This window comes from Gottfriedia acidiceleris (assembly GCF_023115465.1).
Lineage (GTDB): Bacteria > Bacillota > Bacilli > Bacillales > Bacillaceae_G > Gottfriedia > Gottfriedia acidiceleris_B.
On the sequence record NZ_CP096034.1, the window covers coordinates 1,175,103 to 1,195,000 of the forward strand.

The window sequence follows — 19,898 nt, forward strand, 5'->3', positions numbered from 1 at the left end:
ATAACATATTGATACATAGTAACATTCCATAGACGGAGAAAAGTAAGATAGAATCTCTTGTAGAGAGAGGAAATGCCGTGGCTGAGAGCATTTCCACAAGTAGACTATTTGAAAGACACTCCTGAGGCTTTATCCTGAACGATTTCTAGTAAGGATAAACGTAATCGGCGTTAACGATGAAAGTGGGAGAACAGTTTATTGTTCTTCAATTAGGGTGGCACCACGGGCTTATAACTCTCGTCCCTACTGTTTTTATTTCAGTAGGCACGAGGGTTTTTTGTATTTATAAAGGTTTATTATTAGGAGGATTTACAATGTCGATTAATATCCCAAGAGGTACTCAGGATCTTTTACCTGGTACGATTGAAAAATGGCAGTATATTGAAAAGTTTGCACGAGACTTATGCAAACGATATAACTATAACGAAATTCGTACACCAATCTTTGAACATACAGAATTATTCCAACGTGGTGTTGGAGATACAACGGATATTGTTCAAAAAGAAATGTACACATTTACTGATCGTGGAGATCGTCAATTAACATTACGTCCAGAAGGTACTGCTTCAATTGCTCGTTCTTATGTTGAAAATAAAATGTACGGCAATAGCAATCAACCTAATAAATTGTATTATATCGGTCCTATGTTCCGTTATGAACGTCCACAGGCTGGTCGCTATCGTCAGTTCGTACAATTCGGTATCGAAGCTTTAGGTAGTAATGATCCATCTATCGATGCAGAAGTATTAGCTCTATCAATGGATTTATATCGTGGTCTTGGATTGAAAAATGTTAAGTTAGTTCTTAATAGTTTAGGTGACTTAGAAAGCCGTAAAGCACACCGTGAAGCGCTTGTGAATCATTTTAAACCGGTAGCACATGAGTTGTGTAGTGATTGTAATAATCGTTTAGAAACTAATCCATTACGTGTTTTAGATTGTAAAAAGGATCACGATCACCCTTCAATGAAGACAGCACCGTCGATTTTAGAATATTTAAATGAAGAATCTATGAACTATTTCAAAGCTGTTCAATCTTACTTAACAGCTATGAAAATTCCGTTTGAGATTGATGCAAATTTAGTACGTGGTTTAGATTATTATAATCACACTGTTTTTGAAATCATGTTAGAAGGTAAAGGATTTGGAACAATTTCAACTTTAAGTGGCGGCGGTCGCTATAACGGATTAGTTGAAGAAATCGGTGGCCCTAATACACCTGGTATTGGTTTCGCATTAAGTATCGAGCGTTTAATACTAGCTCTTGAAACAGAAGGAATTGAACTTCCTATTCAACAAGAAATGGATGTATTCCTAATTGGACTTGGAGAAGAAGTGAAAAAAGAAGCGACTGCTATTTTATATCAATTGCGTAAAGCTGGTCTTGTTTGTGAAAAAGATTACCAAGATCGTAAAATAAAAGCGCAATTTAAAGCAGCGGAACGTTATAAAGCAAAATATGTAGCGGTTCTAGGTGAAGAAGAATTATCTCGAGGTGTCATTAATTTAAAAGACCAAGAGACAGGTGTACAAGAAGAAGTTGCATTAGACATCTTTGTAAAATACGTAAGCTCTAAATAAACAAATGGGGGAATTGAAAATGGAACAACGAACGCATTTATGTGGAGAACTAAGGGAATCACATATTGGTCAAAGTGTAACACTTAAAGGATGGGTACAAAAAAGACGTGATTTAGGTGGATTAATTTTTATTGATTTACGTGACCGTTCTGGACTTGTACAAATCGTTTTTAATCCTGAAACTTCAGGTGAAGCTTTAGCTCTAGCTGAAACTGTACGTAATGAGTTTATTCTTCACGTTCACGGGAAAGTAGTATCTCGTGGTGAAGGTACTGCTAATACAAATCTTGAAACGGGAGCAATTGAAGTTTCTGTTGAAAAGCTTGAGATTATTAATAAAGCTAAGAATCCTCCATTTGCAATTGAAAATAAAACGGAGGTAGCAGAAGACCTTCGTTTAAAATATCGTTATTTAGATCTACGTCGTCCAGTTATGTATGACACATTTAAATTACGTTCAAAAATTACAAAATCAATTCGTGATTTCTTAGATGGTGAAGACTTCTTAGAAGTTGAAACGCCAATTTTAACGAAGAGTACACCAGAAGGAGCTCGTGACTATTTAGTACCTAGCCGTGTACACCCTGGTGAGTTTTATGCATTACCACAATCACCTCAAATTTTTAAACAATTATTAATGGTTTCAGGATTTGAACGCTATTTCCAAATTGCACGATGCTTCCGTGACGAAGATTTACGTGCTGATCGTCAACCAGAATTTACTCAAATAGACATTGAAACTAGCTTCCTTTCTCAAGAGGAAATAATGGAAATGTCTGAAAGAATGATGGTTAAAATGATGAAGGAAACAAAAGGTGTTGAACTAGTTACACCGCTTCCTCGTATGAGCTATGATGAAGCGATGAATCGTTACGGTTCAGATAAGCCTGATACACGTTTCGGATTAGAGTTAATTGATGTTTCTTCTTTCGCTAAAGAAAGTGGATTTAAAGTATTTACTTCAGCTGTTGAAAACGGTGGCCAAGTGAAATGTTTAAATGTAAAAGGTCAAGCAGCAAATTATTCTCGAAAAGACATCGATGGTCTTCAAGAATATGCCGGTCGTTATGGAGCAAAAGGTCTTGCCTGGTTAAAACTTGAAGAAGATGGTTTCAAAGGTCCAATCGCTAAATTCTTTAGTGAAGAAGAATTTGCTACATTAAAATTAGCTGTAGAAGCCCAAGCAGGAGACTTAATATTATTCGTAGCTTCAGATGCTTCAGTAGTTGCAAATAGCTTAGGCGCACTTCGATTAAAACTAGGTAAAGACTTAGATTTAATTGATCAATCTAAATTCAATTTCTTATGGGTTACTGACTGGCCATTACTTGAGTATGATGCAGATTTAAATCGTTATTTTGCTGCTCATCATCCATTCACTTCACCTGTTCGTGAAGATATTGATAAATTAGATACTGATCCAGGTAGCGTAAAAGCTCAAGCTTATGACTTAGTACTAAATGGTTACGAGCTTGGTGGAGGATCAGTTCGAATTTACGAAAGAGATATACAAGAAAAAATGTTCAAATGCTTAGGTTTTTCTGAAGAAGAAGCACAAGCACAGTTTGGTTTCTTAATGGAAGCATTTGAATACGGAACTCCACCACACGGCGGAATTGCGCTAGGTTTAGACCGTATTGTTATGTTACTTGCAGGTCGCACAAATTTACGTGACACAATTGCATTCCCTAAAACAGCATCAGCAAGTTGCTTATTAACAAATGCACCAAGTCCAGTTTCTTCTGCACAATTAGAAGAATTAGCGTTAAAAACAACTGTAGAAGAGTAAAATAAAAAGGAAGGGTGAAGGAATTAATTTTCTTAATCCTTTCCTTTTTATTGTTGAAGGATTAAGTAAAATTCTGTTTTTTTTAATTCAAGCTTGATGTAATTAGCTTGTATCATGTATATTTAAATCATTGTAATCTGATTAAGATAGTGGGAGTTGAATAAATGTTACACCAATTTTCTCGTAATGAACTTGCTTTTGGTAAAGCAGGTTTAGAGCGATTACAAAACAGTACGGTAGCTATTTTAGGTATTGGAGGCGTTGGCTCATTTTCTGCAGAAGCTTTAGCGCGTTCTGGAGTTGGACGTTTAATACTAGTGGATAAAGATGTAATTGATATTACAAACGTGAATAGACAAATTCATGCTTTATTATCAACAGTTGGAGAGCCTAAAGTAGAAATGATGAAGCAACGTATTCTTGAGATTAATCCTGAATGCGAAGTAATTACACATAGAATGTTTTATACAGAAGAAACATTCGAAAAGTTTTTCGAAATTCCATTAGATTATGTAATTGATGCTTCTGATACAATTACATATAAAATTCACTTAATTAAAGAATGTCGTCGCCGTGGAATTCCACTTATTTCAAGTATGGGTGCTGCTAATAAGATGGATCCGACTCGATTTAAAATTGCTGATATATCAAAAACAACTCACGATCCTATTGCAAAGGTTATTCGAACTAAACTTCGCAAAGAAGGTATTCAAAAAGGAGTAACAGTTGTCTATTCAGATGAAAGTCCTATTGTTATTCGTGAAGATGTACGTAAAGAAATCGTACCAGATGAAAATACAAAGATTCGAAAAGCGAAAATGCCACCATCTTCAAACGCTTTTGTACCTTCGGTTGCTGGCTTAATAGCAGCTAGTCATGCAGTACGTGAATTAATTAAAGATATTGAAATTATGCGTGTAGGTAAAGAATAACCAATGATTAAATATTGCTCACTGTAGGAATTAATTTCCTACAGTTTTTTTATTTATTAATGTAAAAACTACCTTCAATAGGAGGTGTTTGATGTTGAATAGAGCTTTCAAAGTATTTTGTACTTTCGGATTATCATTATCAATATTAACTGCTTGTAATAGTACAAGTGACGTGGAAAAAGATTCAAAACAGCATCATGTAGATAATTTATCCAATCGGATTAATGTTAAGTATAAAAAGAAAAATAATGTTGTCGAGAAAAATGGTAAGGTTGGGAAAGATGGCGTCGTTAACGATATGGAATCGATTGAAATGAATAAACGTAAGCCTAATAAATAAAAAAGACCCCCAAATTATTGGGGGTTTCAGTCTGCTTAAATACATTACGGTATAGGTAAAAGGATATTACATATTTAAATCCTTCTCATTTTTAGCACTATTCTTACGTCTTCTCCCAAATTGACGTCCAATTAGAGAAATAACTAATAGTCCAACTACAAGAAGTAGAATTTGAAGATATGATAAGTTAAAGTATTTAGCACCTGTAACAATTAAAAGTGTAGATAACGTACCTTTAATAATAAAAAATATAATAATCCATAAACCGCCTTTTTTCCAATTCATTTTATTATACTCCTTACTATTGCTTGCATTTTGATACTTCATTATACAATAGTACAAGTGATAATATACTGTGAATGTTTTACATTATTTTGTCCAAATTTATTCTGTTAGATTGATCAATACATTTTGTTTCTTCTGGATTAATGTTTTTAGATTAACAATTTGTCTGTTTAAATTTTCATTATCAATTTTTAATTTAGCTACTCTTTCTTTTAACTTCATAATTTCCTCCATTGCTGGATGCTTTTGTTCAAAGTTCATTAAGAATTGGATGACTAGTTCAATATTTAGTGAAGGAGGATTTATAGGTTTATTTAATTTTGTAACATCTTTAGGTTTGTTCATTTCTCTAAATTGATCTTTTGATAGTTTTCTGTATCTAGAAGCACATGCTGTCTTTGTCCGATTAATAATATTTGCTACCATTTCAAATGCTTCTTGCTTCGATTTACCTTTACTTTCATATTTTTCAACTAGTTCAATTAATGTGTTTTCATCTTCAAGTGACCATTTTGTTTTAGGAGCATTCATTTTTTCACCTCTTTATTTCAACTATTATTATCTTCACCAAATAAATTGTTAGTAAAAAGAAATATTTGCTTGGTGCAGATGAAAAATGTTTCCAATTCAATTACAATAGTAAAAAGAGTTATAAAGGAGGGAGAAAAATGAGTCATGAACCTCTAGCATACCGTATGAGACCAAGAACGATTGATGAATTAATTGGTCAGGAAAAAATTATCGGAAAAGAATCAGCGTTATATCGATTAATACATAACGGACGAGTTCCTTCAATGTTAATACACGGGGAACCTGGAATAGGTAAGACATCGTTTGCCCATGCAATTGCTGGTACGGTTGATAAACGGTTTGTAACTGTAAATGCGACTACTTCTGGTAAAAAAGAACTTGAGGATATCGTTCATGAGGCGAAAATGTTCGGTGAGATCATTCTTTTTGCAGATGAAATCCATCGTTGGTCAAAGCTGCAACAGGATTATTTATTATCATATGTAGAAAGCGGATTTATCACGTTAATTGGGGCAACAACTGAGAATCCATACCACGATGTTAACAGTGCAATACGCTCTCGCTGTAACCACATTTTAAAATTAGAACCGCTATTACCAAAACATATTTATAAATTATTAGATAAAGCCTTGAGAGATGAGGAAAGAGGATTAGGAAACTTGCAAATCCAAATTTCAGAGGAACAAATTTTAAAAATTGCTCATGGAGTAAACGGGGATGCAAGATCATCATTAAATATTTTGGAATCAATCGTATACGGTTCAACAAAAGAGTCAGACGGAACGATTGTAGTCCAAGATGAAATTATTGATGAATTTCTTCGTTCAAAAGGTTTTAATCATGATAAAAATGGAGACTTTCATTATGACACATTGTCTGGTTTCCAAAAGAGTATTCGTGGAAGTGATGTAAATGCAGCACTTTATTATTTAGCGAGGCTCATTGAGGCGGGTGATTTAACTAGCATTATTCGAAGATTATTAGTGATTGCTTATGAGGATATCGGATTAGCTGGCGATCCATGGAAGGTTGTCCTGGCTTGTGAAGCCGCAAAGCAAGTTGGATTTCCTGAAGCAAGAATTATTCTTTCAAATGTAGTAATCGAGCTCTGCTTGTCATCCAAATCTAATTCTAGTGTCACATCAATTGATCGAGCATTAAATGATGTAAGAAGTGGGCTACATGATGATATCCCAGCACATTTAAAAGATGCTCATTATGCTGGAGCAAAGGATATGGGGCATGGGATTGGTTATATTTATCCGCATGATCATCCTTTAGGTAATTTTGGCGGTTGGGTAAATCAACAATATCTTCCAGATCGGCTAGTAAATCAAGTTTACTATAAACCAAAAGAAGCAGGTAATGAAAAACGTTACGGGGCTATTTTTGAAAAACTACAGCAGTTTAAGCAAAATCATAAGTAAGTCATGAATAAAAGAGAAGGTAGATTTAAAGCGATATTGTTCGCTTAATCTACCTTCCTTTTTAATATGATCCATTCAGTTATGATTAAGTTTATTAATAAACCTACCCATATATTAACATTTAGGGCTTCCTCAACCATTCGTTCTCTTCCACCAGGTATATCCAATCCATTCAGCAAAAAGTAAGCTAATAATATAAATGGCACTAAAACTCGACCACTTACTGCTACTAAAGTGATTCCAAAACTTCGAGTCATCCAGATTTGGTGAGCTATATAATTTTTCTTCTTAGCGCTATGAATACCTTTAATGGTAGTGAAAATCCAAAGTATAGCTAAAACAAGAAAAGACATTACTTTTGAAAAATTTTCAATATAAAATATTACGATCAATGACAAAATTCCGCTTATAAAAACGCTAGTATAGTAAATAGTTCCGATCATTCGATGGATTCTCGTGTTACGAGATCTAACCTTTTTTTTAAACTGTAAAAATCCAACAATTAAAGCAATAAATGCAAAAAAGATATGGGTAATTAAAGCAGGATATTGAATTGAAGTTGAACTAATTTGGATACGACTTTTCTCAGGATCTATCAGAAAATATGGAGCCATAAATGGAACAATGACACAAAGCGAAATAATAAATAAAATCCACCAACTTTTTCTAGAATTCATAAATAAACCTGTCCCCCGATAGTTAGATTGATAATATTAATATGAAGTGTAAAAATCTTTAAGTACTATCATAACAACCTAATATGAACGGAACATGAATAAAAAAGTCGAGATTTTAGTCTCGACTTTTACATGCTGTTGAAAAATTACCTTGTCAATTAATTATCAAATTTTCGTGAAAGGAGTAGAGTGATGTTGATTTCCATTACAGGATGCTCGCTTTCCATGGGGCGAGACCTGAGCCTCCTCGGCAAGCCTGTGGGGTCTCAGCCTTCCCGCTTATCCCATAGGAGTCGAGCATCCCTCCATTCCAATCAACTTATTCATCTAAAAATGTCTGCAATAAACCCTAATCAAATAGCCTTTCCTTAGAGTAATCTAACTTTAATCAGATTGTAGATCAATTAATTTGAACATTTATTAATTGAACATTTATTAAACTAAACAATCGAATTTGTTTTCTAAAAAAAGCTTATAATATTTTTAACGTCTAAAAAAATCATTTCTATTGTTATTGAAATAATGAAATTGCTCAAACATATTAACATTTAAAATCATTAAAAAATCATTCAAAAAATGCTAATTTTTTATCATTATTAAATGTTCATTTAAAGTCCGTTTTCCCTATTGACGTCTTTATATTTCAACACTCTGAAAAAGTCGAGATTTTAGTCTCGACTTTTAAATTTAAGCACTAATATCATTTTCAAAAACTTCAATAGTTGGAGAATCAACTAAATGACTAGTTAATAATTTAATCTCGAGGAAAAGTAGATCCGGTTTAATAAAAGTTGAAGGGATTGATAAAATCTCTTTGTCATTTTTATCGTAGAAAACAATATAATTTACTTTTCGTTGATATGCTGCCATTTTACCTTCGTTTTTACCCCATTTTCGGAGTTCAATTGTCATCCGATTTATCTTATGAAGCTCGATCGACTTCAATTCATTACCTTTTTTTAAGGTTAGTTGTCTACTTGTTAAAATTAATTTTGATTCTTTTCGAAGTTGAATTGTTGCATACACTTTATATAAGAAAATAATCCATAGTAAAGCTAGTAATAAAAAATAAATTGGATCGTGATTTCCAAAAGCAGTACCTGTTCTAACAGCAGTTAGAAAACCGAGAAAATAAGTACCAAAATGCCAGCTTGGCTTTGATTCCAAAATGACTTCTTGACCTAATTTATCGTTTTCTTCTTTATTTAATAATTCAAGTTGGGCTTTATGCTCATCCTCAGTATATTTATCCCATTTTGTAAATGCCGTAATTGTTTCATCATAAAATCGTGGACTAGGAATTTGGTCAGAAATATAAGCCCCTACATATGCGGCCATCCAATCATTTTCTTCCCAATTTTCTTGATGACTACGAAATTTAGTTAAATAATAAGTTACTTCTTGTTCATAATAGTTTGAAGTATCATAACGCTTTATAATTTCAATCTCGTCTGGAATCACACCAAAATCTTCATGAGTAATTAAATAAAGAAACAGTCTGTTTTTCACAAAACTATGTTGATGCTCTTCCGTAAAGGTGTAGTTATCTTTCTTTGAAAATTCATTTAATTTTGTATAAAACCATACCGCAGATTCAATATTATGAGCACAGTAATCAAGTATTTCTTTTTCAATTTGTACGCCATGTTCCATCAGTGATATAACAGCATCCACCTTTAGGTAAGGATCTTTATACTCAAGTGCTTCTTTTAAATATTCATGCATGCGATCGTCAAAATAATATTGCATTAATTGAAGGCAAATACCCATTTCAGTTCGAACGGTTAGGTAAGATTCCTTCCAAGCCTGGTATACATATTTTAAGTTGTAATCTTGATCATAATTTAAATATGATTCTCGTTTAATCTTATATAGAACTTTAATTTGTTCGATTATATAATCGTTCTCAGCGGATGAAAAAGGTAAAGGAATTGAATTTCTTTTACACAATAGAATCAGATGGAAAATAGAAACTGCAGTTTCTTCATTTTCGATTAAATGTAATAGTTTTTTTACAAGTTCTGGAGCCCAATTTGTCTCTTCGAAAATGAATTGAACATCGATATCGAGCGAGTATCGTTTACTATTTTTTTCAATGATTCGTATATAAGCATCCCTAGCTAACTCTGATTTCAAACTTATTAATAAATAAAGAGCTTGAAGTTTTGCTCGTTCACTATAGGCTTCAAAATTCTTTTCGATTGGAGTTATTAATTCTTGGAGTGCAAACTCTGAACAAAATCCAACTAAGTGATAGCTTCCATCATCCCAATCTTCTATTGATTTCGGGAAATTACTTCCCGCTTCTTCTAATAAATAAATTAATGATTCAATAGAAGCACCTGATTGAAGAGACTTTCTAAGTTGGTCTATGCCTTTTGCGCGCTGATATAAATCTTGGTGGCGTAATTGATTTACTATTTTTTTGAATTTTCTTTGTACAGCCAACTTAAAACCTCCTCTAGCTTCTTTTTAATTCCAATATATCATAATAAGGGTAATGAGAAATAGTTAAATAGTCTTGTAGTGTATTTGTTTAAATAAAAATACAGGTCTTTTACCTTATTTTTTGTCACAATTGGATAAATTTTACAAATTGTTTTGATAATTTACTTTTAAGCTTTTATAATAATAAGAACAAGCTGTTCATATTTTATATAGAACTTGTCCAATCCTAGCGATCATTTCGATTAACTTATTCTCGAAACGAAAGTAGGAATTTTTTTTGTACCTAAATATAAGAACGGAGGATGAACATGGTTAAGCTCTATGTCCTGGCGGTTGTCATTGGTGGAGTGACCGGATTTATTTTTCACATCCTGTTTAACAAAGGTACGATTATGCTCCCGGTGAGACGAAAGAAAGGTTTTTATTTAGGTTTTCTTGCAGATATTTTATTTGGAGCAACAGCCGCGACATTATTTGTTTCTTTATTTATACCAGAAAACATGTTAAAAGATATGCGTATGGTAATCGGGTACTGTATATTAGCTGGACTCTCATCTCAAAGCTTTCTTTTAAGCAGGGCACTTAACACTGAACGGGAAAGGGTAAGTTCACTGCATAATATTTCTAAGCAAATTGTGTAGTATTTTCAATAATTTACTTGGCAAAAGATGAAGGAGGCTTGTAATGAGGCTAGTGCTAACACCCGAAGAGAAAGCTATTTATTTAGATTTATTAGAGGATTTATTAAATGCTGATACTGAATACGAAATTAAAAGTATCGAATTCCAAGTCATAAGCTTTTTAAACAACATAAAAGAATCTAGAAAAAATGTTGAAGATTTCGATGAAAAAGCAGCAGCTGCTCAATTTGTACGTGCTGGTAAATTGAAAAGTTAAGCAAGCATTTAATGGTCTATATTCAGTAACTAAAAACTGGAACTCAAAATGGAGTTCCAGTTCTTTATTGTGATACGAAAAGCCTAGGCTTCTAAAAAGCGTATAGCGTGGTATTAAAAAAAATCCCCCGAGGTGCTAAACTAGTTTTGGTTCGCCAACCAAAATAGCTGCATTCGGAGGGATTTTTATGTTAAAAGAAAGTAATGGTTTAGCACATACAACATGGAATTTTAAGTATCACGTCGTATTCGCCACGAAATACAGAAGGTAAGTCATTTACGGGAAAAAAATATAGTAACAAAATATTTATTTAAGTAATTTAGCGAAAAGCTCATTTCTTTACCGTTCTTTAATCCGTGGCTAAACATGGAGGAGTAAGACTAAAGGCGTTCAAACTATGGTTGGTTAAAAAGTTAGACTAGTATAACTAAAAAATCTTAGTTACTGTTTTTTAGATGGATAATGCACTTTTCCAATTGGTTTAGTGCATTTTTTTCCTGGTATGTGAATTTATAGGATAAATAGTGTACAATAATTGTATTACTACAGTTTAAAAATAGGATAAATCTGATAAAAATAAGAGATACAGTTTATTGAACGGAGTGAATTAATGAAGATTTCAACTAAGGGAAGATACGGACTGACAGTTATGATTGAATTAGCTAAAAGATATTGTGATAAACCAATTTCACTCAAGAGTATTGCGAAAGCACAAAATCTTTCTGAGCATTATTTAGAACAAATTATTTCATTATTACGTAATGCAGGATTAGTTAAGAGTATTCGAGGAGCATATGGTGGGTATATTTTAACAAAGGAACCGAATGAAATTTCTGCAGGTGAAGTGATAACTGCACTTGAAGGATCACTATCCCCAATCGAAAATCTTGAAGATGAAAACCCTGCACAAAGAGAGTTGTGGACTCGTGTTCAAAAAGCGATTAATGAAGTGTTAGACCATACAAGTCTTGAGGATTTAGCAAAATTAGAATCTGATGATTTAAATGGATATATGTTTTATATTTAATTTTACTGCGTTCAAAGATAGTTGAATGCTTTATAAAGAAAGGGTTTAATAAAAATGGAACGTATTTATGTAGATCATGCTGCGACTTCTCCAATGCATCCAGAAGTAATTGAAAAGATGGTTGTTGAAATGCAAGAGACTTTTGGAAATCCATCTAGTATTCATTCATTTGGCCGACAAGCTCGTCAAAAGATTGATACAGCACGCATGATTTGTGCTAATAGTATAGGATCAAAAGTTAATGAAATTATTTTTACTAGCGGTGGAACGGAAAGTGATAATCTTGCTGTTTTAGGCGCTGCTTATGCGAATCAAAAATATGGTAAGCACATTATTACCTCTAGCATCGAGCATCATGCTATATTACATACATGCCAGGCTCTTGAAAAGGAAGGCTTTGAGGTTACGTATTTACCTGTTGATCATACAGGTCGTGTGAATGTAAAGGATGTAAAGGCTGCACTGCGTGATGATACAATTTTAGTGTCAATTATGATGGTTAACAATGAAATCGGAACAGTCCAACCAATTAAAGAAATTGGTGAACTTCTTAGTGACCATAAAGCTCATTTCCATACAGATGCAGTACAAGCTTACGGCTTAATTCCAATTGATGTTGAAGAACTTGGAGTCGACTTTTTATCCATTTCCTCACATAAAATTAATGGACCTAAAGGTGTAGGTTTTCTTTATGTAAGTGAAAATGCAATTTTTACACAATTACAATATGGCGGACAGCAAGAGCGTAAACGTCGTGCAGGTACAGAAAATGTTCCTGGTATTGTTGGATTAGCTAAAGCGGTAGAAGTAGTTCACATCGAAAGAGATGATCGTGTAAAAAGCTACTTGCGTTTCCATGAAATTTTACTGAGCGTCCTAAAAGAAAATGGAATTCGTTTTGAAAAAAATGGAAACGACTCGTTTTTTGCACCACATGTGTTAAACTTATCATTTGAGGATATTTCAATTGAATCATTTTTAGTAAACCTTGATTTATCAGGCATAGCAGCTTCAAGTGGGTCTGCTTGTACAGCTGGAAGTATAGATCCATCACATGTGTTAGTTGAGATGTTTGGAATAGATTCACCAAAAATACGCTCTTCGGTGCGATTCAGTTTTGGTTATGGAAATACAGACGAACAAATCCGGATACTTGGAGAACGTGTATCTTCAATTGTAAAACGATTAGTTAAAATATAAATTTTAAAAGTGCGAGGGGATATTATTTATGAATAAAAAAGATCCAAAAGACACTCGCGTAGTAGTTGGAATGTCAGGTGGTGTAGATTCATCTGTTACAGCATATTTATTGAAACAACAAGGATATGATGTCATCGGTATTTTTATGAAAAACTGGGATGACACAGATGAATTTGGAGTATGTACAGCAACTGAGGATTATGAAGATGTAATTGCAGTTTGTAATCAAATAGGAATTCCGTATTATGCAGTGAATTTTGAAAAGCAATATTGGGATAAAGTGTTTACCTATTTCTTAGATGAATATAAAAAAGGTAGAACACCAAACCCAGACGTAATGTGTAATAAAGAAATTAAGTTTAAAGCATTTCTTGAACATGCAATGGAGCTTGGAGCAGATTATGTAGCGACAGGTCATTATGCTGGAGTTGAGTTCCGTGACGGAGAATTTAAAATGTTACGAGGAATTGATAGCAATAAAGACCAAACTTATTTCTTAAATCAACTTGGTCAAGAACAACTATCGAAAGTTATGTTTCCACTTGGAGGCTATTTAAAGCCAGAAATCCGTAAAATTGCTGAAGAGGCAGATTTAGCGACAGCTAAGAAAAAAGACAGTACTGGAATTTGCTTCATAGGTGAACGTAACTTTAAAGAATTTTTAAGTAATTATTTACCTGCACAACCTGGTGAAATGAGAACAATGAACGGGGAAGTAAAAGGTAAACATGATGGACTTATGTATTATACAATTGGTCAACGTCATGGACTTGGAATCGGTGGAAATGGAGACCCTTGGTTCGTTGTAGGAAAAGACTTGAAAAATAATATATTATTAGTTGAACAAGGTTTTCATAATGAGTTACTTTATAGTAATGAAGTACTTGCTTCTGATATTAGTTGGACATCAAATAAACCAAAAGAAGGTTCATTTACATGTACTGCTAAATTCCGTTATCGTTCTGAAGATAATGAAGTAACAGTTCATATATTAGATGATAACTCAGTAAGAATTCTTTGCCATGAAAAAATTCGTGCAATCACTCCAGGACAAGCCGTTGTATTTTATGACGGGACAGACTGTCTAGGTGGAGGAACAATTGATCGTGCATTTATCGATGGTAATGAATTAACTTATTTAAGATAAATCTATTTACCCCAATCATAATGGTTGGGGTTGTTTTTTTGAATGGAAATACTTAATTTATCATAGAAATTTTGAAGAAACGTTCCTTTGAAATGTATACTATGGTGTGATAGTGTTATAGAAAATGGAGTCTATCCAAACTAATTGAAAGAAAATACATAGAGGTGTCATACATGAATAATTTTGAACGTGGAGTAGCAGCCCTGCAAGAGGGTAACTTAGAGGATGCAGCTAATTTTTTGACAAAGGAAATTGAAGAAAATCCTACTAATTCATTAGCGTATGTTAATTTTGGTCAGCTTTTACTATCAATGGGAGATGTCGAACGAGCTTGTCGTTTTTTTGAAAAAGCTTTAGAAATTGATCCGGAATTGGCAGCAGCGCATTATGCAGTTGGAACAGTGTATTTTGAAGATGGAAAATTTGAATTAGCAAAAAAACATTTTCAACATTGTGTGAAACTTGGCATGAATGATAGTGATGTCTATTTTATGATTGGTCTATGCTGTGTTAATAGTGGAGAAGATCGTTTTGCACTTCCATTTTTTCAACGAGCGATTGAGCTAGATGATAAAGATGTAGACGCATTATTCCAATATGGCCTTACTTTAGCTAAATTAGAAATGTTAGATGAAGCAAAAATTAATTTAGAAAAAGTTTTACAATTAGATGAACTTCATGCTGATGCACATTATAATCTAGGCATAATTGCGATGTTTAATGATCAAGTTACAACTGCGAAAGACCATTTTAATAAAGCGATTGAAAGTCAAGATGATCATATGCTTGCTATGCATGCTATAAAAGTAATTGAAAATAAAGAAGTAGAATGAAGCCAGTTTAGTTGTGTAAGATCGGGGAGGTGGAGAAATGCAAACCCAAAGTGAAATGGAATTGTTTGTTGATGAGACGCCCTATATTAAAGGGCATATCACAACAATCATCTTTTATAATGCAGAAAATTTTTATACTGTTGCGAAGGTAAAAGTGGTTGATACAAATTTATCAAATTGTGAACAGGAAATGACCATTACTGGGAATATTCCAAGGATGAATGAAGATGAAACATATACATTTAAGGGGATTGTAAAAGACCATCCGAGGTATGGTAAACAATTTCAAATTTCTTCATTTGAAAAAGAGCTTCCATCTACCAAAAAAGGTGTTATTCAATATTTATCCTCAGATTTGTTTAAAGGAATAGGAAAGAAAACAGCTGAAAAAATCGTTGATCATTTAGGTGAAGGTGCAATTAATAAAATTTTAGATAATGCTGATAGCTTAGAAGGTGTTCCCGGGCTGGCAAAATCAAAAGCTAAAGAAATTTATGAAACAATTCTATCTCATCAAGGTCTTGAAAAAGTAATCAGCTTTTTAAGTAGCTACGGCATTGGAACAGGTTTATCCATTAAAATTTATAAGACTTATAATGAATCAACTCTAGATGTTATCAGAACAAATCCATTTAAGTTAATTGAAGATGTAGATGGGATTGGGTTTGGAAGAGCAGATGAAATTGGTCGAGCAATCGGTATTACGGGAAATCATCCGGATCGTATACGTGCGGGTTGTATTTATATTTTAGAACATTTATCGATGCAAGAAGGCCATGTGTATATAACGCAAGATCAGTTTATTGATGAAACTAGACAATTATTAATGAAACAGGATAAAGAGCTTGTCGAAGCAGTCGACATTTCTCGGGAAATGAAACGATTGGTAGCAGACGGAAAGCTAGTAATGGAAGATGAGAGAATCTATTTAGCTGCGCTTTATTATGCTGAGAAAGGCATTGTAAATGCAATCCAAAAATTATTAAGCAGTGCTCCAGATTTAGGAGAAATGACTGAAACTAGATTTTCAAAAGAGCTAGAAGATCTCGAATCAAAAATGAATGTAAAATATGCCCCTTCACAAGCCCAAGCAATCAAAAAGGCAATGGAGTCAGCTATGATGGTCCTTACAGGTGGACCAGGGACAGGTAAAACGACAGTTATTAAAGGAATTGTTAATCTGTTTTCAACTATCCATGATTTATCATTAGATCAGCATTCTTACCCAAAAGATGATCCATTCCCTTATTTGCTTGCAGCACCTACAGGTAGAGCGGCAAAAAGAATGAGTGAAGCAACTGGCTTACCGGCAGTGACAATCCATCGCTTACTCGGTTGGACAAGAGAAGGGGAGTTTAGCCATCACGAGGAAAATCCTTTAAATGGAAAGTTGCTAATCATTGATGAGTTTTCAATGGTTGATGTTTGGTTAGGGAATCAATTACTCAAAAGCATTCCAGAAGGCTGCCAAGTCATTTTTGTAGGGGATGAGGATCAATTACCTTCTGTTGGCCCAGGTCAGGTCTTAAAGGATTTATTAAACTCTGGTACAGTTCCAACAGTACGATTAAAAGACATTTACCGTCAATCAGAAGATTCATCGATCATCACGCTTGCACATTATATAAAAGATGGAACAATATCCGAGGATTTATTTGAACAAAGAAAAGATCGTTCATTCATCGGTTGTTCAAGTCAACAAGTTGTTGAAGTCGTCAAAAAAGTGTGTGAAAACGCCAATAAAAAAGGTTTTCCTGTAAGAGATATTCAAGTTTTAGCTCCGATGTATCGTGGTCCAGCAGGAATTGATGCCCTAAATGAAGGGCTACAAGAGGTGTTTAACCCTAAAAAAGAAAAGCAACGTGAAATGAATTTTGGTGATACAACTTTTCGTACAGGTGATAAAGTTCTCCAACTCGTAAACGTTCCTGAGAATAATGTTTTTAATGGAGATATGGGTGAAATTGTCAATATTTTTTTCGCCAAAGAAAATGTAGAGCAACAAGATATTATGATCGTTTCATTTGATGGAAATGAAGTGACGTATACTAGACCAGATTTTTCTCAATTAACTCTTGCTTACTGTTGTTCAATACATAAGTCTCAAGGTAGTGAATTTGATATTATTGTGCTTCCGATTGTCAAAAGTTATTATCGGATGCTTCGAAGAAATTTAATTTACACTGCAGTGACAAGAAGTAAGAAGTTCTTAATCATGTGCGGAGAACAAGATGCATTTATTCAAGGCATTGGAAGAACAGATGATGGTCAAAGACAAACTACTCTATGTATGAAACTAAAAGGGATTGAAAATGGTGAAGTACAACTAAACGAAGATTTACCATTTCAGCTTTCAGACGAATTACCAAATCTTTCACCTTATGATTTCATGTAAATGACTAAGAATATATAGTGCAAGACGATTCCTGTAATAACGTATATAATTATGAAAATTTGGTCACAATGCTTAGAAACATTGCCTTTTTTAGGCTAAGGGAGCGAGCGTTGTGAATTGTCCAAATTGTCACAGTAAAGACTTAGGGAAAATAGGTGTAAATCAATATTATTGTTGGGGATGTTATATTGAACTTACAATCAATAAAGGTATGATTTATACCCACCAAGTTGAAGAAGATGGTACGTTAAGTTCGTTAGATGATTTATTTGACGAAGAGGATCGAAAACTTAGTATGTAGGAGTGGGTAATTGATGGCTAGAAAAAGCTCTTTATTAGGTTTAGGTTTAGGTGCAGGTGCACTTGCGATGAAGTTAATGTACGATAACAAATGGCTTACTTCAAAGAATATGAAACGGATGAAAAAGTCATTGAAAAAAATGCTTTAATTTTTTTAGCACATGTCTATAGAGACATGTGCTTTTTTACTACCGAAAAAGGGTAATATTCAGTTTTTTGTAAAAGGAGTCGAGTGAGGTCATTTTCACTACAGAGTGCTCGCTTTCCATCAAGCACTACGGGGTCTCAAGACTTCCCCATATCCTTTGGAGTCGAGCAACATTCGCTCCAACTTTCAACAGTTGATGTAAATATATATAAATTCGTAAAAACGTCATAATATTTTAAACATACCTTATTTGCTATTGTGGTTTTATAATTATGAAGTGATGTTTGTGAAAATGTATTCATTTGGAAGTAGTTACACTTCTAAAGTTGAAATTTTAAAAATTGCTTTTTATGAGTTGAAAAAGGACTTTGTTTTTGCTGGAGCAAAAGTGTCAAATACAGGTTAAGGCGTGCACAAGAGAAATTAGCTTACATGAAAATTGGTGTAGAGACCAAATGTGTATTGAATGTTGTTAAGAGAGAAGACTTCGCAAAATTTTTAACGAGTCACATAATTTATTTGAAATTCTCCATACTATTATCAGTATGGAGGTTTTTTATGGACGGTTTAAAGTTAAAATGGATATATCGATTATGTTTAATTTTGCTAATTGGTTTAGTTGGAATCGTTTTTTATTATTTAAAACCGGTTTATTTACATATTGTAATTGGTGTTTTAAAATCGATGGTTCCATTTTTGATTGGTTTAATCATTGCCTATTTGTTACATCCAGCAATTGAATATATTCATAATAAAGGGATAAAACGAGTAATTGCGATTTTATTGATTTATTTATTATTTTTTGGAGGGTGTGTACTAGGGCTTTATTTATTACTCCCTATCTTTAAACAACAGTGGCAAGATATTTTAAGAGCTTTTCCTAAAGTAATGGCTTTATATGATAATTTTTTATCAAAAATCGAACGAAAGACTTCGAGAATGCCAATTTTTCTTCATAATCGTATTGATTTAATGATTAATGGTGCTGAAAAATCGGGATTATCATTATTAAATAAATCTGGTGAATGGATGAAGCAATTAGTAAATAATATTATTTCACTCTTTATCATTCCATTTATCGTTTTTTACTTTTTAAAAGATTATAAGGTCTTATCGAATATGTTTTGGAAAATTATCCCTTACAAATGGCGATATGAAGCAAAAGGATTAGCAAAAGAACTTAATAATACATTTGGAAAATATATTCGTGGTCAAATTTTAGTTTGTTTATTACTGTTTGGATTAGCAACAATATTTCTATGGATTGTTCGGATGAAATATGCTCTAGTATTAGGAGTGATCATAGGAATAACAGATATCATTCCGTATTTCGGACCGGTTATTGGAGCTATACCAACCTTGTTTCTAGCGGCTTCGGAAGGGACAAGTTTATTAATTAGAGTAGGTATTACTTTAATTATTTTACAATTAATTGAAGGTAACGTCCTTTCTCCGCTCATAATTGGAAAATCAATTCATACTCATCCAGTTATTATTATGTTTTCATTATTAGTTGCAGGTGAAATAGCTGGTTTTATTGGTTTGTTAATTGCGGTTCCATTATTAGTTGTCATTATTTCTGTTATTCACTATTACAGTAATAGAAAAGAACGTCTCTCAACTTGACTTTCATTTTTGTCAATGATACTATTTTTTCATACAATTTATATTTGCAAAATTTTGAAGGAACAAGTATGTCACTAAACCATTTAAGCTTATGCAAAAGAGAGAAGTTTCCTAGGCTGAAAGAAACTTTAATGAAGGGTGACAGAAAAGCTACTCCTGAATGCAGCTAATCACTGACGCGTCAGACCACGTTACGGTCTCTTGAGGTGATGAATAGACTTCGAGGCATCTTGCCTAAGCAACTAGCTTTCTATTCATAATCAGGGTGGTATCGCGAGTACATCTCGTCCCTGTTTTAGGGACGGGATTTTTTTGT

At 33.4% G+C, this 19,898-nt stretch carries 19 protein-coding genes, 1 pseudogene and 1 other annotated feature; of the genes and pseudogenes, 16 read left to right on the forward strand and 4 right to left on the reverse strand.

What is annotated here, in order from left to right; translation table 11 throughout:
• Positions 1-20: 20 nt before the first annotated feature.
• Positions 21-248, forward strand: a binding site (T-box leader).
• A 66-nt stretch (positions 249-314) separates the two neighbouring features.
• The 4 genes from hisS to MY490_RS05545 all read left to right on the forward strand — a co-directional run bounded on the left by hisS (position 315) and on the right by MY490_RS05545 (position 4,641).
• On the forward strand, positions 315-1,580 hold the full coding sequence (gene hisS / locus MY490_RS05530) for a histidine--tRNA ligase (protein ID WP_248268329.1): 1,266 nt from the start codon (positions 315-317) through the stop codon (positions 1,578-1,580).
• A gap of 19 nt (positions 1,581-1,599) precedes the next feature.
• Entirely contained in the window at positions 1,600-3,369 is a 1,770-nt protein-coding gene (gene aspS, locus MY490_RS05535) for an aspartate--tRNA ligase (protein WP_248268330.1), read from the forward strand.
• Positions 3,370-3,533: 164 nt separating this feature from the next.
• Positions 3,534-4,301 (forward strand): tRNA threonylcarbamoyladenosine dehydratase, encoded by a 768-nt coding sequence (locus tag MY490_RS05540; RefSeq protein WP_248268331.1) that lies wholly within the window; start codon positions 3,534-3,536, stop codon positions 4,299-4,301.
• A gap of 91 nt (positions 4,302-4,392) precedes the next feature.
• Positions 4,393-4,641 carry a hypothetical protein gene (locus MY490_RS05545; protein ID WP_248268332.1) on the forward strand — a complete coding sequence of 83 codons (249 nt, stop codon included), beginning with the start codon at positions 4,393-4,395 and terminating at the stop codon, positions 4,639-4,641.
• Positions 4,642-4,707: 66 nt separating this feature from the next.
• On the opposite strand, the gene MY490_RS05550 is transcribed toward MY490_RS05545, so the two are convergent.
• Together MY490_RS05550 and MY490_RS05555 are read right to left on the reverse strand one after the other, a co-directional pair.
• Entirely contained in the window at positions 4,708-4,926 is a 219-nt protein-coding gene (locus tag MY490_RS05550; protein ID WP_248268333.1) for a hypothetical protein, read from the reverse strand.
• Between the two features lie 99 nt (positions 4,927-5,025).
• Positions 5,026-5,457 carry an SANT/Myb-like DNA-binding domain-containing protein gene (locus MY490_RS05555; protein WP_248268334.1) on the reverse strand — a complete coding sequence of 144 codons (432 nt, stop codon included), beginning with the start codon at positions 5,455-5,457 and terminating at the stop codon, positions 5,026-5,028.
• 137 nt (positions 5,458-5,594) lie between these two features.
• Here MY490_RS05555 and MY490_RS05560 point away from each other — a divergent pair, with 137 nt between their 5' ends.
• On the forward strand, positions 5,595-6,884 hold the full coding sequence (locus MY490_RS05560) for a replication-associated recombination protein A (RefSeq protein WP_248268335.1): 1,290 nt from the start codon (positions 5,595-5,597) through the stop codon (positions 6,882-6,884).
• 44 nt (positions 6,885-6,928) lie between these two features.
• On the opposite strand, the gene MY490_RS05565 is transcribed toward MY490_RS05560, so the two are convergent.
• On the reverse strand, positions 6,929-7,561 hold the full coding sequence (locus MY490_RS05565) for a DUF2306 domain-containing protein (RefSeq protein ID WP_248268336.1): 633 nt from the start codon (positions 7,559-7,561) through the stop codon (positions 6,929-6,931).
• Positions 7,562-8,248: 687 nt separating this feature from the next.
• Positions 8,249-10,009 (reverse strand): hypothetical protein, encoded by a 1,761-nt coding sequence (locus tag MY490_RS05570; protein WP_248268337.1) that lies wholly within the window; start codon positions 10,007-10,009, stop codon positions 8,249-8,251.
• Positions 10,010-10,317: 308 nt separating this feature from the next.
• Between MY490_RS05570 and MY490_RS05575 the strand changes: the two genes are divergently transcribed.
• From MY490_RS05575 to MY490_RS05625, 11 genes and pseudogenes are all read left to right on the forward strand, one after another.
• Positions 10,318-10,650 carry a DUF4257 domain-containing protein gene (locus tag MY490_RS05575; RefSeq protein ID WP_056472677.1) on the forward strand — a complete coding sequence of 111 codons (333 nt, stop codon included), beginning with the start codon at positions 10,318-10,320 and terminating at the stop codon, positions 10,648-10,650.
• A 43-nt stretch (positions 10,651-10,693) separates the two neighbouring features.
• Positions 10,694-10,906, forward strand: a complete 213-nt coding sequence (locus MY490_RS05580) for a hypothetical protein (protein WP_056472680.1) — start codon at positions 10,694-10,696, stop codon at positions 10,904-10,906.
• A gap of 187 nt (positions 10,907-11,093) precedes the next feature.
• Positions 11,094-11,174, forward strand: a pseudogene (locus MY490_RS05585) (IS200/IS605 family transposase); the annotation flags it as partial.
• 342 nt (positions 11,175-11,516) lie between these two features.
• Complete coding sequence (cymR, locus tag MY490_RS05590) at positions 11,517-11,933, forward strand: cysteine metabolism transcriptional regulator CymR (protein WP_056472685.1); 417 nt, start codon at positions 11,517-11,519, stop codon at positions 11,931-11,933.
• Between the two features lie 54 nt (positions 11,934-11,987).
• Positions 11,988-13,133, forward strand: a complete 1,146-nt coding sequence (locus tag MY490_RS05595) for a cysteine desulfurase family protein (RefSeq protein WP_248268338.1) — start codon at positions 11,988-11,990, stop codon at positions 13,131-13,133.
• Positions 13,134-13,161: 28 nt separating this feature from the next.
• Positions 13,162-14,280 (forward strand): tRNA 2-thiouridine(34) synthase MnmA, encoded by a 1,119-nt coding sequence (gene mnmA / locus MY490_RS05600; RefSeq protein WP_248268339.1) that lies wholly within the window; start codon positions 13,162-13,164, stop codon positions 14,278-14,280.
• A 173-nt stretch (positions 14,281-14,453) separates the two neighbouring features.
• On the forward strand, positions 14,454-15,113 hold the full coding sequence (locus MY490_RS05605; protein WP_248268340.1) for a tetratricopeptide repeat protein: 660 nt from the start codon (positions 14,454-14,456) through the stop codon (positions 15,111-15,113).
• 37 nt (positions 15,114-15,150) lie between these two features.
• On the forward strand, positions 15,151-17,508 hold the full coding sequence (recD2, locus tag MY490_RS05610; protein ID WP_248268341.1) for an SF1B family DNA helicase RecD2: 2,358 nt from the start codon (positions 15,151-15,153) through the stop codon (positions 17,506-17,508).
• Between the two features lie 112 nt (positions 17,509-17,620).
• Entirely contained in the window at positions 17,621-17,809 is a 189-nt protein-coding gene (locus tag MY490_RS05615; protein WP_248268342.1) for a hypothetical protein, read from the forward strand.
• Between the two features lie 13 nt (positions 17,810-17,822).
• A complete protein-coding gene (locus tag MY490_RS05620; RefSeq protein WP_248268343.1) occupies positions 17,823-17,957 on the forward strand; it encodes a DUF3918 family protein in 135 nt (44 codons plus the stop codon).
• A gap of 557 nt (positions 17,958-18,514) precedes the next feature.
• Entirely contained in the window at positions 18,515-19,582 is a 1,068-nt protein-coding gene (locus tag MY490_RS05625) for an AI-2E family transporter (protein WP_248268344.1), read from the forward strand.
• The last annotated feature ends 316 nt before the right edge of the window (positions 19,583-19,898 follow it).